Here is a 13,792-nt window from a genome sequence, read left to right as displayed (position 1 = left end):
ATCCTTTCCCTTACTCCTGACTGAAACGGTTGCCCATCACCTTCAACTGGATCAGCGTCAACCCGAAAATGATCACAAACAAAATGACGGTTGCCGCAGAGGCCAGCCCCATGTCGAAGCTTTTGAAGGCGAGATTATAGATATGCAGCACTACGGAAATCGTGGAATCGAGCGGACCGCCGCCCGTCATATTGAGCACCTGGGTAAAGGTTTGCAGAAAACCGATCGATGCCAGCACCGTGGACAGCAGTATGACCGGGTTCAGCAGCGGCAACGTAATATGTACGAAACGCTGCCAGACGGTCGCGCCGTCGATGGAGGCCGCTTCATAGTACATTTGCGGAATGTTCTGGAGTCCTGCCAAAAAGATAAGCATCTGGAACCCGATATTTTGCCATACCATCGCCGCGATGATCCAAAAGATCGCCTGTGCGGGCGAGTACAGGAACGATTGCGGGCCAAGCCCGGCCTCGATAAACAAGGCATTCAAGATCCCGTTTTTCATCAGAATCCAGCGGAATACCCAGCTCACGGCCACGACGCTGGTCACATAAGGAATGAAATACGCGGTCCGGAACAGGCTGCGAAGCTTCACCACCTGCTGCAGCAGCAGCGCAACGACCAGCCCGGTCACCAGCTGCGCAGGCACGCCAACAATGACGTAGATGCCCGTGTTCAGCAGCGATTGGAGGAAAAGGGAATCGCCCAGCAATGCCGCATAGTTTGCCAGGCCGACGAACGGTTTGTCGGGCGAGAGCATGCCCCATTCCCGAAAGCTGACGTTGAAGGAATACAGGATCGGCAGAATGCGGATGACCACGAAATAAAGCAGCGGAATCGACAATCCGCCATAAATGAACAGCAGCCGTTTATGCCTGTAATGAAGCTTATGGATCCTTCGTTCGGAAAACAAACGTCGTTTCGGTCGAGAAGGAATGACGCCGGTTGTTCTCATCGCTGCGATGGCCTCCTTTGGTCAGGCTTTATTTTTTCTTGTCCTGTTTCGCCCAGTAATCATCGTACAGCTGTTGGGTTTTGGTCACCAAGCCGTTGAAAGCCTGCTCAACGGGAACCTGATTCAGCAGCACTTCATCCACCGCGTTCACGAAAAGGGTTCGTTCCTGGGTTTCGTCAATGAAGAAATGAGCATTGGCATCGTTCAGTTGCGAAATGAACGGACCCAGCAGCGGGTCGTTGACATACTTGTCCTGAAGCGCCACTTCCTTCTGCGCAGGCAGTTCGCCCACCTTTTCCACCCACTGCTCCTGCACGCCCTTGCTCGTCAAAAATTGCAGGAACGCCGTTGCGGCTTCCAGCTTCTCTCCGGTCACGTTGGCCGGAATGGCATTGGCCCAGAAGGAGGCTTGGGTCGATTTCCCTTTGTAAGACGGAAGGGGAGCAACCGCGAAATTCAGGTCCGGCGCGTCTTTTTGGATCGAACCCAATCGGTAAGAACCGTCGACGTTCATTGCGGCATGCCCGGTTTTGAACGCATTCGCGTCATCCGTGTAAAAACCATTGATCCCGACTTTATGCACGGTGGCGAATTCGACCAAGTACTTGAATGCTTCCAGCCCTGCGGGCGATTCGTTCCACAGAATCTTCCGGCGATCCTCGCTCGTATCTTTGCCTCCAGCCTGGTACAGCAACCCGTCGCGGAACCAGTGATGCAGCTGGGAACCCGGTTCCCAAGCAAATCCTTCCGTCACCAGCTGCCCGTTCTGGTCCGTTTCCGTCAGTGCCTTGGCATCCGTGACCAGCTCCTCCCACGTCGTCGGCGGTTTCTCCGGGTCCAGTCCGGCTTTGGCAAACAGGTCCTTGTTATAGAACAATCCGAGGGTTCTCACGCCGGTGGGCAGCGCGTAATACTTTCCATCCAGTTTGGCCGTTTGCACGAAAGGGAAAAACGTGTTTTCGATATCCGGGAAACTGCTCTCCGGCAATGGCTGCAGATACCCGGACTGCACGTATTTGGGCAGCCAACCATAGTACAGGTTGATGACGTCCGGTCCCTTGCCGGCAGGCACCAGCGTGGCTACTTTTTGATTGTACTGGTCGTAAGGGAAATTGGTTTGCTTGACTTTGATGTCGGGATGTTCGCTCTCGAATTCCTTGATTAACGCGTCGATCAGCTCCACCTTGGCCGGGAACTCGTACTGCCAGTATTCAATCGTCACTGTCTCTGCCTGCCCGGCGGCAGCGGTGTTTGCTCCCGTGTCCGCTTCCTGGGAAGGCTTTGCCGAGCAGGCCGTGATGCTTAACACCAGCGCACCTACAACCCACAAACGCAGTGCTTTCCCAAGACCGAATGAAAATAAACCGGATCGTGCCAAGTCGACCACTTCCCCTTTGCTATAGTTTGGTTTTCCTTGCCTGCCGCTTCATTTATGAACGGTCCTCATTGCCGGGCCTTACCTTCATTCCTGTGCCCTGCCTCTTTCCCCCATGGGACGTGAAGCAAACGTCTCGCATTGTTGCCGAAGATCAGCTCGATCTCCGCCTCGCGGAAGCGCAGGTCACGGCATACCCTGACTTGATCCTGCAAATACCGATATGGATACCCGCGCGGGAACCCGCTTGCATCCGTGCCGAAAATGATTCGCTCCGGTCCGAGCAATTCGTACGTTTTGCGGAACAGCATTTCCAGTGTCAGCTCATACGGCACCCACCGCACCCATTGGTTGGAGCCTGACGTGTCGATATATACGTTGGGACAGCTCCAGCATAAATGCAGCAGTTCCTGAAAATATCCTGCTCCAAAATGAGGAATGATGAAGGGAATGTCCGGGTAAGCCCGAGCCGTATTGAAAATCGCCAGCGGGTTAATGTTGGGATGATGCACGATCCCCCCCGCATGGCCCAGCATCCCGAAATGGATCAGGACGGGCAGGCGGCGCTCTGCAAGGAATTTCCAGACGGGGTCCAATGAAGGTGAATCGAACGGGATCGGTGTGAGCGGGCCAAACAGTTTGTATCCTCGAAGCCCCAATTCGTCAACGGCGCGCTCCAGCTCGGAGGCAGCATCTTCACTTTCAATCGGATGGCAGGCAAAGCCGGTGAACCGGTCGGGATATCCGGCGATTTGCTCGGCCAGCTTGTCGTTATCGAGCGCAGTGAGAAAGTTGAGTCCGCCGATCTTGTATTTGTCCAGCTCATCCACCCAACGTTCGATCAGAGGTTTCGCCGCTTCCCCGGCGGTCTCCTCAGGAGCCCGAAAATCCCACGAAAGCCTCATGCGCTCGCTTCGTTCCTTGCCATAATTCGAAACTGATTCGTGCGGTTTGTGCGGGGACAGCAGCAGTTTATATGGCAGATGGCCGTGGATGTCGAACACTCGGAATTCAGGATTGGAAAACATCGCTTAGCTCCTCCCATGTTAGTTTTGTAAGAAATTTGGTCGCATAAATGCCGACTAATCTTATCGGAATGTTTGTTTCAAAACTCTACCATGATTTCAATAACCATACAATGCCATGGCTTATCGAAAATTTGATGGTGGTATTGCCTTTCTTTATAAGCGAATGTATTGACTTCCTCGCAGATCAGGACTAAATTAGGCTACTATATAAACCGCACTAACAATCTCACTTGACGACTACGAGTGCAGTACCATCTTCCGATTACTGTTATCCCCGGATTTTTTCGAATTCCCTTTTTCAAAGGGAAAATCCGGTGATAAGCCGTGCTTCCGATTCAGCTTTCTTGCAGAAAGCTTTTAGCGCACGCTTCGCTTCTTCAGATCGGTTCCGCCTCTCCGTTAACGTGTGGATATTTTTTTGCGGTTTTCTCTGGAGTACCAAGATACGGGAGGGTTGGCCATGTCACATAACTATGACGTTATTATCGTGGGGGCAGGCTCGATGGGCATGAGCGCGGGTTATTATCTATCGCGGAGCGGGCTCAAAACATTGCTGATCGATGCGTTCGATCCCCCGCATGGCGAAGGCAGCCATCACGGTGAACCCCGTCTCATTCGCCACGTCTATAGCGGCGGACCCGATTATATCGCGATGGCGCTGCTTGCTCAGCAGCTCTGGGAAGAGCTTGAGGATGCCTCGGGCAGCAAATTGCTCGTTCCTTCCGGCGTGCTTAACATCGTGGATCCGGGCGTTTACTCCTTCCGCGACCGCTTGGCCCATGCGGATGAGGCAGGTGTGCGTTACGAACTGCTGCGAGCAAGCGAGATCATGAAACGCTGGCCCGGCATCGACGTGCCGGAGCATTACGAAGCGATGTATGAACCTGACGCAGGCTATCTGTTCAGCGAACGCTGCGTTCAGGCGTATCGACAACGGGCCGAAGCGCATGGAGCCACCCTGTTGACGAACACGCTCGTCCAGCAGGTCGAATGCGGCCCGCAGACCGTGAGCGTCAAAACATCGGATGGCTCGACCTACTCCGCGAATCGGCTCATATTGAGTACAGGCGCATGGTTCCGGACTTTGGAACCGTTCGTGAACCTGCCCATTCGGGCCGTGCGCAAAACGGTGGGATGGTTCGAAGCATCGGAGGAACTGTTTGCGGAGGAGCACTTCCCCGGTTTCACCCTGGCCGGACCGGAGGGCGGGTACTACGGGTTTCCAAGCATCGGCGGGGCGGGGTTAAAGATCGGCCGCCACGATACGGGCCAACCGTGGACGCCAGGCTCTCCCCCGGCTCCCTTCGGCAGCGAAGAAACCGACGAAGGCGACTTGCGCAGGCTGCTTGAACGCCGGATGCCTCGCGCTGCGGGGAGATTGAAGCGTGGAGCGGTATGCAAATACGAATTCACGCCTGACGAGCATTTTATCATCGATCGGCATCCTGCCCATGATCATGTATGGATTGCCGGCGGATTTTCGGGCCATGGCTTCAAGTTCGCCAGCGCGGTGGGCAGCATTCTGTCCGATCTTGTGCAGACCGGGGTCACGGATCAGGACATCTCAAGGTTTGTCCTTTCCCGTTTTGCGGAAGCGAACATCTCCGGCATTTCCCCATAGAAAAGGGGCCTTCTGAGAAGGCCCCTTGGACGATATTCTGCTTTTTTCTGCGCATGCATGCCTCAAAATTTTTCCAAGACGATTTTCCCCACGGTCCGGCCCGTCTCCAGCATCGCATGTGCCTTGCGCAGGTTCGCAGCGTTGATTGGCGACAATGTTTCGTTCGTGGTCGTCCGAATCACGCCTTCGTCGACGAGGCGCGCGATCTCGTTTAACAGTGCGTGCTGCTCAATCATGTCCGGCGTCTGGTACGTTGAACGCGTAAACATGAACTCCCAGGCAAACGTGGCGCTTTTGTTCATGAGCAAGGTCAGGTTTAACGGTTCAGCCGTCTCGACCACCGAGCAAATCTTGCCTTGCGGCGCGATCGCTTCGGCCATGTTCGCCCAGTGTTTCCCTGTACTGTTTAAGCACAAAATGTAGTCGACCTGCTCCATGCCGATCGCTTTCAATTGCGGCACTAATGCTTCGAAATGGTTGATGACGTAATCCGCTCCCAGTTCCTTGATCCAATCGGCCGATTCCGGACGGGAAGCCGTCCCGACGACCGTCAATCCTGAATATTTCGCAAGCTGCGTTGCGATTGAACCGACTCCCCCGGCCGCTCCGATGATCAGAATGTTTTTTCCTTCATTGTGCTCCTTCGTCTGCGATATGCCCAAGCGGTCGTACAAGCTTTCCCATGCGGTAATGGATGTCAACGGGAGCGCCGCAGCCTCTGCAAACCCCACTCGGGAAGGCTTGGAGCCAACGATCCGTTCGTCCACCAGATGAAACTCGCTGTTGCCTCCGGGACGCATAATGCTGCCCGCGTAGAATACTTCATCGCCTGGCTGGAACAGCGTGACATCCGACCCGACCTGTTCAACGACTCCCGACACGTCCCATCCCAGCACTTTGGGTACGCTCTCCTCGCGGTCTTTCGGCGAACGGACTTTGTAATCGACGGGATTCACCGAAACGGCGTTGACCTTGACCAGCAGATCCCTTCCTGTTGGCGTCGGTGTGTCCAACTCTATGTCGATCAAGCTTTGCGGATCTTCAATCGGTAAATAGTTGTACAAACCTACAGCTTTCATCGTTTTTTTCGTCATGTATTTGTTCTCTCCTTCAAGTTGAATTCATCAATTTATATCATTATAAAAACTTGGGATACGTCATTGGATCGCGCCAAGCAGATCGTTGATCGTCTCGGCCATCGACGGATGGGTGAAAATGGTGTCGCGCAGCACCGTGAACGGCTGCTCCGATTGCATGAATACGGAAACGATGTTCACGACTTCGCTGGACTCCGCTCCGAACATCGTAAATCCGAGCAATCGATCGGAAGCCGCATCCACGACCGCCTTCATCAGACCATCCGTCTGCTGCAACTGGCGAGCCCTCGTCGATGCCGTAAGAGGCAGCTTTGCCGTCTTGACGGCATGCCCCCTTTTTACCGCCTCCTGTTCCGTATATCCGACATGTGCCAACGGAGGGTCGATAAAAACGGAGTAAGGAACGAATCGGCGGTCGACGGTCGTGCGTGTCTTGTCGCCAAACATCTGGTTTTTAACGATACGGGAGTCATCCAACGAGATATAGGTAAATTGCGGCCCGCCGTTTACGTCGCCCATAGCCCAGATATGCGGGACAGTGGTCCGAAGTGTTTCATCGACTCGGATAAACCCGCGTTCCGTCACCTCTACGCCTGCTGCTGCCAGATTCAATCCATCCGTATTGGCCCGTCTGCCCGCAGCGACCAGCACGGCATCTGCCAACCATTCTTCTTCGCCGTCAGGCCCGGACAAGAGCAGCCGTGCAGCTTCGCCCTGGCTTTCGATGTTCGTAACGTTCGTCTGCAGCCGGAAGCGAATTCCCTTCTGCTCCAGCACGTTTTTCACTTCTTCGGCAATCTCTCGATCTTCTCTCGGCAGAAACACCTTTCCGCTCTCAAGAACAGTCACCTGCGAGCCGAACCCGGCATAGATGGATGCAAACTCCAAACCGATATATCCGCCTCCGATAATCGTCAACCGGGAAGGGAGTTTAGCCAAATCCAGCATTTCGGTACTCGTATAGACACGGGGACCATGGATGCCCGGAAGATCGGGAATGTTCGGTTTGGCCCCTGTATTGATGAAGATCTGCTTGGCCTCCACCATAATGGTATCCGACTCGGTCTCCACCCGGACCTCATGCTGCGAATGAAACGAAGCCGTTCCGGTCAGCACGGTGATGTTAGGGTGGTTGTTCAGTTGATTGAAGTTTTTGTCGCGGAGCAGAGAGACCAGCTCATTCTTTTCCTGCATGGCATGCGCGTACTTGGCCTGTCTCGTTTGCTGGTCGTTCCCTTCTTCCCGTGAAGCGAGATGCGCTTGATAGGCCAACGCTTTCGTGGGGATGCAGCCGATATTAATGCAGGTCCCGCCGTACATGGAGGGCGACTTTTCCACCACACCCACCTTCCAGCCTTGCTCGGCCAGAAATGGAGCCAACGTTTTCCCGCCTTTGCCGAAACCGATGATTAACGCGTCAAATGTTTTTCTGGTCATTTTGGACCGACCTTTCTATATGAGAATGATCATTCTAAAATAGATAAAAAATCCTCTTTGATGGTGAACATTGCCTCTCCACTTGCGTACCTTATCTTCAGCTGATGGCGCTTAACAAAGGAACCGGGTTGGACAACCACTGCACGGCTTCGTTCCAATCGGTGAAGTTCTCCTGGTGATAGGGTAACGCACCAAGCCCCTCTACCGTCCGGTTTACGCTTAACTTGGCGATGACGCTGGTCGGCTGCAGCAAAGCGATGTATTTGAGCCCGCTCTCATACGCCCGTCGGATGAAAAATTCCCCGATCCATACCTTGTCATCGGCCTTAATCGCTGCTCCGTTGCGCGTATCCATCAGCACTTTGCTGCCGTTCATTTTTTGGAGCAACGCTGCGCCTTCCAAAAGGATGGTTTGAAATTCCTGTCCGTAAGCAAACCCTTTCCATTCGATGATTACGCTCTGCAGCTCCTCATTCCATGATACGACGCCATTTTTGGATTGAAAATGAACCATGTGGGCCAACTCCTTCGACATTTGGGTTGTTGTATTGAATTCGAGAATGATCATTCTAATTCAGGTTGAGACATCTTGTTCCTTCATCTGCATTGATCTTATCATATTGAGAATGATTGGTAAAGAATTATTTTTACCGATCATTCTCAATACATTACATTTCCGACCATCAACGTAATAAAGACGTGCACGAGCCTGAATCCATGGAACTTGAATTCAGTCCGATACACGTCTTTGTTGATTACATTCGGAACGGACGATGAGGGCAGCGCCAAGGTTCCGAATAGGTTATTTCGTTTTGAAGCGGGAAGATTCCTCGGCGAGCTGTTTAGTCAAGTCATCGATGGTACGAACCATGTCGGCCAGCATTTCCGTCTTGGCGGTCTGCTCCTGCATCGTCGCCGAGACTTCTTCCACCGAAGCCGATACCTCTTCCCCGGAGGCGGACAGACTCTGTGCCGATCCAAGCACGTCGTCCTTGTCGCGTTCGATCGATGCGATCTGGCCCGCGATATCCTGGATCTGGTTCAGGATGGTGTTCATTTTTTCGGTCGCGAATCGGAAAATCTCCTGCGTATCTGCCACGCTCTGCTTATGCTGCTCGGCAATGGCCTCGATCGCCTTTACGCTGCGATTATTCTGCTCCACATGTTCGATCGTCTGCATGACGATCTGGTGGATGACGTCCGACTGCGCGGTCGTCTGCTGCGCAAGGCTGCCGATCTCTGCGGCAACGACGGCAAAACCGCGTCCCTGATCGCCTGCACGCGAAGCCTCGATGGAAGCATTCAGCGCAAGCAATTTCGTTTGTTTGGCAATGCCGGCAATGGTCTCGGTAATCTGCTGGATACCGCTTGAGCTTTCGGCCAACTGGACCGTAATATCGGAAATGTTGCGCACCTCGGTCTCATTCCGATCATTGACGGCAATCAAAGCATCAATCGTCGCCTGATTGTTGCGGAAGACGTCCTTGATTTCATCGGCCTTTTGTTTGACGGACTGGGAAACTTCGTTGACATGCTCGATTTTGTCGCCCACGTTCATGAACTTGTCCACGATCGCTTCTGTATCACTGGATTGGGATACCATGGCACGCGCAATTTCCTGTGCCGTTATCGTCGTGTCGGTGATCGAAACCGCCGTCTGCTTTGTCGATGAATCCAGCTCCGCGGTACTGGCGTGCAAAATGCCGATGGAATCGTTCATGCGCGATATCAGCTGTTTGTTCGCCTCGGCCATCATGTTGAAGCTGTCCGCCAGCCGCTTGAACTCTCCGCTATATTTGCCTTCGGCCTTCACGGTAAGATCGCCTTCCGCCAGCTGTCCGAACAGCTTGGTCACGCGAGTAATCGGTTGGGTAACCAACCTTGAGATGAGAATTCCAGCCGCAATGGAGACCGCAATCGCACTGAAGAGCACGATATACATCTTGTACTTCATGGCTTCGAGTGGTTTGCTTACGTCACTCATGGAATCCCCGACGATCACCGTCCAATCCGATCTCGGGATTTTGGAGTAAAATGCGACTTTCTCCTCCGTACTGATTTCTCCCTGCTGCAGCTTTTCGCTGACTGGAAGATCAATCAGGGACTGGTACTCGTCCGATTCCATTTTCTGTCCAGCCATCTTCTCGTCCGCGGAGTTGAACATTACCGTACCTACCCGGTCGAGGATGATCACTTTGCCTTCTTCATTGATTTTTACGTTCTGCAATTGGTTAACAAAAAAAGAGGTTGAAGCCGTGGACACCAGAACTCCTTCCACCTGTTTGTTGTCATCCAGTAACGGCATCGCAAAGGCCGTACCCAGTGTGCCCAACTGTTTGGAGATGATCCCCTCGCTGATGACGTTGCGGCCCTGGATTGCCTCTTTGAAATATGTACGGTCGCTGCGTTCCCCGCCCACTGCCTCAGGATCATTGGCGGCAACCACGACGCCGTTCCGGTCCAGAAGGATGATGTTGCTGTTGCCCTCCATGCCCGCGAGACTGTCTGCTAATATGCCGTTGGACTTGTCTACCAGCTCCTTGTTTTCTGCGAAGAACGCATCGTTATCCTGATCAGACGCATTGCGAAGACTCAGCAGTTCATGGAACGTTTGATGGGTCGTAATCAGAAACGTGGACTGTTCTTCCAGGCTTAACGAGGAAAACAGCGCTTCGCCGATCCGGTCCGAGGTGGCCCGTATTTCATCCTTGCTCTTGTCCAGCGTAATGCTCTCGGCTACCCTGTAGCACAGCATTGCTGTCACCACCAATACGATCGTGACCAGCAATCCGATCATCAGAGGCAGCTTCACCTTGAACGACATGCCCTGCATTCGCTCTTTTTCTTTGGGTTTCAACATGATTGCGTTCACCTTCCACTTTCATCATTGTACATGTCAGTTCATATGCCTTGATTCTATATCGGCAGATGACATCTATTTCATCAGTGAAAGAGTGGCAATTATAAATTTGGAAATTTATAAAAATCCAAATTCCTTGCAAAGGAATGGTAATAAAAGGTAATCACTCATGTGGGCCATCAAGCTGTAACTGTAAAGTTGGAATGTCCCGATCGTTCAAAACAAAATGCACCGCCATCCCTCGTTCAAAGGGATATGCGGTGCCTGGTTTGTACCGGCCTTTGCGGCAAGGACCGGCGCAGAATTTTTTCTTAAAGCGAAGCTTGGTATATGGAGATGACATCTTCGCGCTGCAATTGGTTGAAAAAGCCGAATGGTCCAAAACGCATGGCTTTATCGGCCATCGCATCAATCTGGCTGCCATCAATGTCGTAATCGGCCAAGCGGCTGGGAGCTCCGATCGAAGTCCAGAAGCTGCGCAGCGCTTCAATGCCTTCTTCGGCAACCTGTTTGTCCGATTTGCCTTCCGTGGATACGCCAAACACGTTTACGGCGAGTCGTTTGAATCGCTCTACATTGACATCGAGATTATGCTTCATCCAGTGCGGGAAAAGGATAGCCAGTCCGCCGCCATGGGGAATGTCATACACGGCCGACACCGCGTGTTCGATATTGTGCGTTGCCCAATCCCCGGCAAGACCCATGTTCAGTACATCGTTCAGTGCCATCGTTCCACAGTAGAGAATGGTTTCGCGAAGTTCATAGTTTTCCAGATCTTTAATGAGCAAAGGCGCCGTATCAATCACCGTCCGGAGAATCGTCTCGCAGAATCCGAGTTGAACCGGCGTGTTGGTGTCCGGATGGAAATAATGCTCGAAGACGTGCGACATCATGTCTACCATGCCGTAGACGGTCTGATCCAAAGGAACGGTATACGTATGTACCGGATCGAGGATCGAAAACGCGGGATAGGAATATTCGCTGAACCAGGCCCATTTTTCCTGCGTATTCTCATTGGTGATGACCGAACCGTTGTTCATCTCGGATCCCGTTGCAGCCATCGTCAGCACCGTTCCGAGCGGAAGTCCGCCTTGCGGTGTGGCCTCTCGCACAACGACATCCCACATATCTCCCTCGTATTTGGCCCCTACCGCGATCGCTTTGCCGCAGTCGAGCACGCTGCCTCCGCCAACCGCGAGCACCAATTCGATCTGGTGCGTTCGGCATAACTCCACGCCTTTGTGGACCGTAGATAGGCGCGGATTCGGTTCGACGCCTGCCAGTTCGGTCACTTCTGCGCCGATTTCGTTCAATTGGGCGATCACCTGATCATACAGCCCGCTGCGTTTGATGCTCCCGCCGCCATATACAAGCAAAATACGTTTTCCGTATTTGGGTACTTCCGTTTGCAATGCCTGAAGCTGTCCTTGGCCGAAAATCAGCCGGGTCGGATTATAATACTGAAAAGATCTCATAACGTTTGTTTCCTCCAAAGAAGTCTGAATTTTTGTGGAACAACTATTATAGTTCTCTTTATATGTAAAAACAAATATAGGTTTATCAAGCCTGATCCGATTGCAACGCTTGGGAATACTCACAGCGATTCAGCACCCTCCGTGCCGACATCGATTTCATCATGACGCTGATCTTCTTTCACTCTTGAAAGCAAATTTTTGAGGTGTGCACGCAACTCTTTATTGGATTCAGAAGGTCTAGTTTTGGGACGCAGCAACAATTCATTATTTTCCGTAACGCGTATTTCAATCTCCGAACCTTCCTCCAGATTAAGACGTTTAAGCAGTTGATTGGGAATCCGAATGGCACTGCTATTCCCCCACTTGCTGAGTGTGACTGTCGTCATGACCTTTTCACACCTCTCTTTGGATTGTTGTTCCAATTATACTCCTCCTCACCACAATTGAATATCCATATGATCTACATAGAGGATAATGAAGATGGTTCGTTTTGCCCTTATTAATGGAAAGAATATCATCGGAGACTCGTTTGTCCATCGTTATTTTGAAAAACAAAAACATCCCTGCACGTGTTTTCACGACAGGGATGCTGTTTCGCTTTTAGCAACTTCGATGCTGTGGCATCTGCTGCGTAAATAAATTTCCTAGATAAGTTCCTGCTTGCGCTTCAGGTATACATACAACGCGACGCCGGATACCGCGCAAATCGCTGCGCATAGTCCGATGAACCCGTATCCTGCCTGAAGTCCGCGCAGCAGGCCGGTTTCAGTTGTCTGACCGTAGAAACCCTTCACACCTTCGATGACCCAGCCGATCACGTAGTTGCCGATGACGCTGCCCACGCCCATCAGCGTGACCGTAAACGTAATCGCTGTGTCGCTGCCTTTGGGGTACCTTTTGGCAATGAAGGCCATGACCGTCGGATAGATCATCGCAATGCCTGCGCCGGATACGGCGAACAGGAACGCCAGACTTTCTCCGCCCCCAATCGCTGCGAACGTACACACCGCCGAGAACGCAGAGAACAGGATGAGCGACAGCACAAACCCGATGCGGTCCGTCAGCGGACCAAGCAGCAGCCGCCCGAGTGAGAATGTGAGGAAAAACGCCGACAACATGCCTGAGGCTTTGACTGTATCCCACGCGTACGCTTTCTCCAGGAAGTTGACCAGCCAGCCGCCTACCGCAAGCTCGGATACAACGCCGAAGGACAGAATGGCGACCATCATCCAGAGTGCAGGATCACGCGTCAGCATTTTGAGGGAAATACGGTCCTCATGCGCCAGATCGTCGCCCGGAAACGTACTGCGCAGCGCAGCAATGATCGGCAGCAAACAGAGCGCCAACATGACGAGGTACATGCCGCGCCAGTCGAGCTGGTGTCCAAACACCGTGAGCGACATCACGCCTGTGGCGAGCAGTGGTGCAATCGTCGAACTGGCCCCATAGAAGAAATGGGACAAGTTCATCATCATGCCCGTATTTTTTACGAAAATCCGTGCCCCCAGAATCGCAAGTGCAATCTCCAGCATGCCGTTTCCGATGTACATGAAAAAATAGGATGAAGCAAAAAGTGGATACGTATGAGACAAATAAATGAATACGCCCGACAAAATCATCGAGGCAAAAGAGATAATGCTAACGGCCTTGATGCCCCATTTGCGCACCAAAATCGCGGTGAACGAGCAGGCAATGAGATATCCGAGCGCGTTCAGGGACAACAACGTCCCAAGCTGTTTCTCATCCAGGTTAAAGTCGAATTGAATGCGCGGAATCGCGGGACCTTTAATATTCTCCGAGATGCCAAACACGATAAAACCTAGAAAGATCGTTGCCAGCTGCATGGCATATAACTTGTTGAATTTCTTTTTCGTCGTCGCTCGCTGATTCAAAATAGGTCCTCCTGTAATCCGATCCAAAGATCAAAAATGGTGCTGCGGACAC

11 protein-coding genes are annotated in these 13,792 nt (G+C 52.5%); 1 reads left to right on the top strand and 10 read right to left on the bottom strand.

The window, feature by feature from the left end:
• Window positions 1–10: 10 nt before the first annotated feature.
• The 3 genes from L6H98_RS13190 to L6H98_RS13180 form a co-directional block, all read right to left on the bottom strand.
• Window positions 11–955, bottom strand: a complete 945-nt coding sequence (locus L6H98_RS13190) for a sugar ABC transporter permease (protein WP_236415672.1) — start codon at window positions 953–955, stop codon at window positions 11–13.
• 28 nt (window positions 956–983) lie between these two features.
• Entirely contained in the window at window positions 984–2,333 is a 1,350-nt protein-coding gene (locus tag L6H98_RS13185) for an extracellular solute-binding protein (RefSeq protein ID WP_236415671.1), read from the bottom strand.
• 65 nt (window positions 2,334–2,398) lie between these two features.
• Window positions 2,399–3,358, bottom strand: coding sequence for an amidohydrolase family protein (locus L6H98_RS13180; protein WP_236415670.1), 960 nt, complete (start codon window positions 3,356–3,358; stop codon window positions 2,399–2,401).
• A 460-nt stretch (window positions 3,359–3,818) separates the two neighbouring features.
• On the opposite strand from L6H98_RS13180, the gene solA reads away from it, so the two are divergent.
• Window positions 3,819–4,979, top strand: coding sequence for an N-methyl-L-tryptophan oxidase (gene solA, locus L6H98_RS13175; RefSeq protein ID WP_236415669.1), 1,161 nt, complete (start codon window positions 3,819–3,821; stop codon window positions 4,977–4,979).
• Window positions 4,980–5,041: 62 nt separating this feature from the next.
• Here the strand turns inward: solA and L6H98_RS13170 are convergent, their stop codons facing one another.
• The 7 genes from L6H98_RS13170 to L6H98_RS13140 form a co-directional block, all read right to left on the bottom strand.
• Window positions 5,042–6,073, bottom strand: coding sequence for a zinc-binding alcohol dehydrogenase family protein (locus tag L6H98_RS13170; protein WP_236415668.1), 1,032 nt, complete (start codon window positions 6,071–6,073; stop codon window positions 5,042–5,044).
• 63 nt (window positions 6,074–6,136) lie between these two features.
• Window positions 6,137–7,513, bottom strand: a complete 1,377-nt coding sequence (locus L6H98_RS13165) for an FAD-dependent oxidoreductase (protein WP_236415667.1) — start codon at window positions 7,511–7,513, stop codon at window positions 6,137–6,139.
• A gap of 97 nt (window positions 7,514–7,610) precedes the next feature.
• Window positions 7,611–8,027, bottom strand: coding sequence for a hypothetical protein (locus L6H98_RS13160; RefSeq protein WP_236415666.1), 417 nt, complete (start codon window positions 8,025–8,027; stop codon window positions 7,611–7,613).
• Between the two features lie 288 nt (window positions 8,028–8,315).
• Complete coding sequence (locus L6H98_RS13155; protein ID WP_236415665.1) at window positions 8,316–10,373, bottom strand: methyl-accepting chemotaxis protein; 2,058 nt, start codon at window positions 10,371–10,373, stop codon at window positions 8,316–8,318.
• Between the two features lie 311 nt (window positions 10,374–10,684).
• Window positions 10,685–11,848, bottom strand: a complete 1,164-nt coding sequence (locus L6H98_RS13150; RefSeq protein ID WP_236415664.1) for an iron-containing alcohol dehydrogenase — start codon at window positions 11,846–11,848, stop codon at window positions 10,685–10,687.
• A 119-nt stretch (window positions 11,849–11,967) separates the two neighbouring features.
• On the bottom strand, window positions 11,968–12,270 hold the full coding sequence (locus L6H98_RS13145) for an AbrB/MazE/SpoVT family DNA-binding domain-containing protein (RefSeq protein WP_236415662.1): 303 nt from the start codon (window positions 12,268–12,270) through the stop codon (window positions 11,968–11,970).
• Window positions 12,271–12,492: 222 nt separating this feature from the next.
• Window positions 12,493–13,692, bottom strand: a complete 1,200-nt coding sequence (locus L6H98_RS13140; protein WP_236415839.1) for an MFS transporter — start codon at window positions 13,690–13,692, stop codon at window positions 12,493–12,495.
• Between the last annotated feature and the right edge of the window lie 100 nt (window positions 13,693–13,792).

This window comes from Paenibacillus sp. JJ-223 (assembly GCF_927798175.1).
GTDB classification, from domain to species: Bacteria; Bacillota; Bacilli; order Paenibacillales; family Paenibacillaceae; genus Paenibacillus; species Paenibacillus hubeiensis.
The sequence above is the reverse complement of the archived record's forward strand: the minus strand, read 5'-3'. Positions and strand labels throughout refer to the sequence as shown.

Coding starts and splice junctions, on each gene's coding strand:
- L6H98_RS13180 (WP_236415670.1), bottom strand. CDS start 3,358: ATGTTTTCCAATCCTGAATTCCGAGTGTTCGACATCCACGGCCATCTG.
- L6H98_RS13160 (WP_236415666.1), bottom strand. CDS start 8,027: ATGGTTCATTTTCAATCCAAAAATGGCGTCGTATCATGGAATGAGGAG.
- L6H98_RS13140 (WP_236415839.1), bottom strand. CDS start 13,692: ATGCAGCTGGCAACGATCTTTCTAGGTTTTATCGTGTTTGGCATCTCG.
- L6H98_RS13190 (WP_236415672.1), bottom strand. CDS start 955: ATGAGAACAACCGGCGTCATTCCTTCTCGACCGAAACGACGTTTGTTT.
- L6H98_RS13165 (WP_236415667.1), bottom strand. CDS start 7,513: ATGACCAGAAAAACATTTGACGCGTTAATCATCGGTTTCGGCAAAGGC.
- solA (WP_236415669.1), top strand. CDS start 3,819: ATGTCACATAACTATGACGTTATTATCGTGGGGGCAGGCTCGATGGGC.
- L6H98_RS13150 (WP_236415664.1), bottom strand. CDS start 11,848: ATGAGATCTTTTCAGTATTATAATCCGACCCGGCTGATTTTCGGCCAA.
- L6H98_RS13170 (WP_236415668.1), bottom strand. CDS start 6,073: ATGACGAAAAAAACGATGAAAGCTGTAGGTTTGTACAACTATTTACCG.
- L6H98_RS13155 (WP_236415665.1), bottom strand. CDS start 10,373: ATGTTGAAACCCAAAGAAAAAGAGCGAATGCAGGGCATGTCGTTCAAG.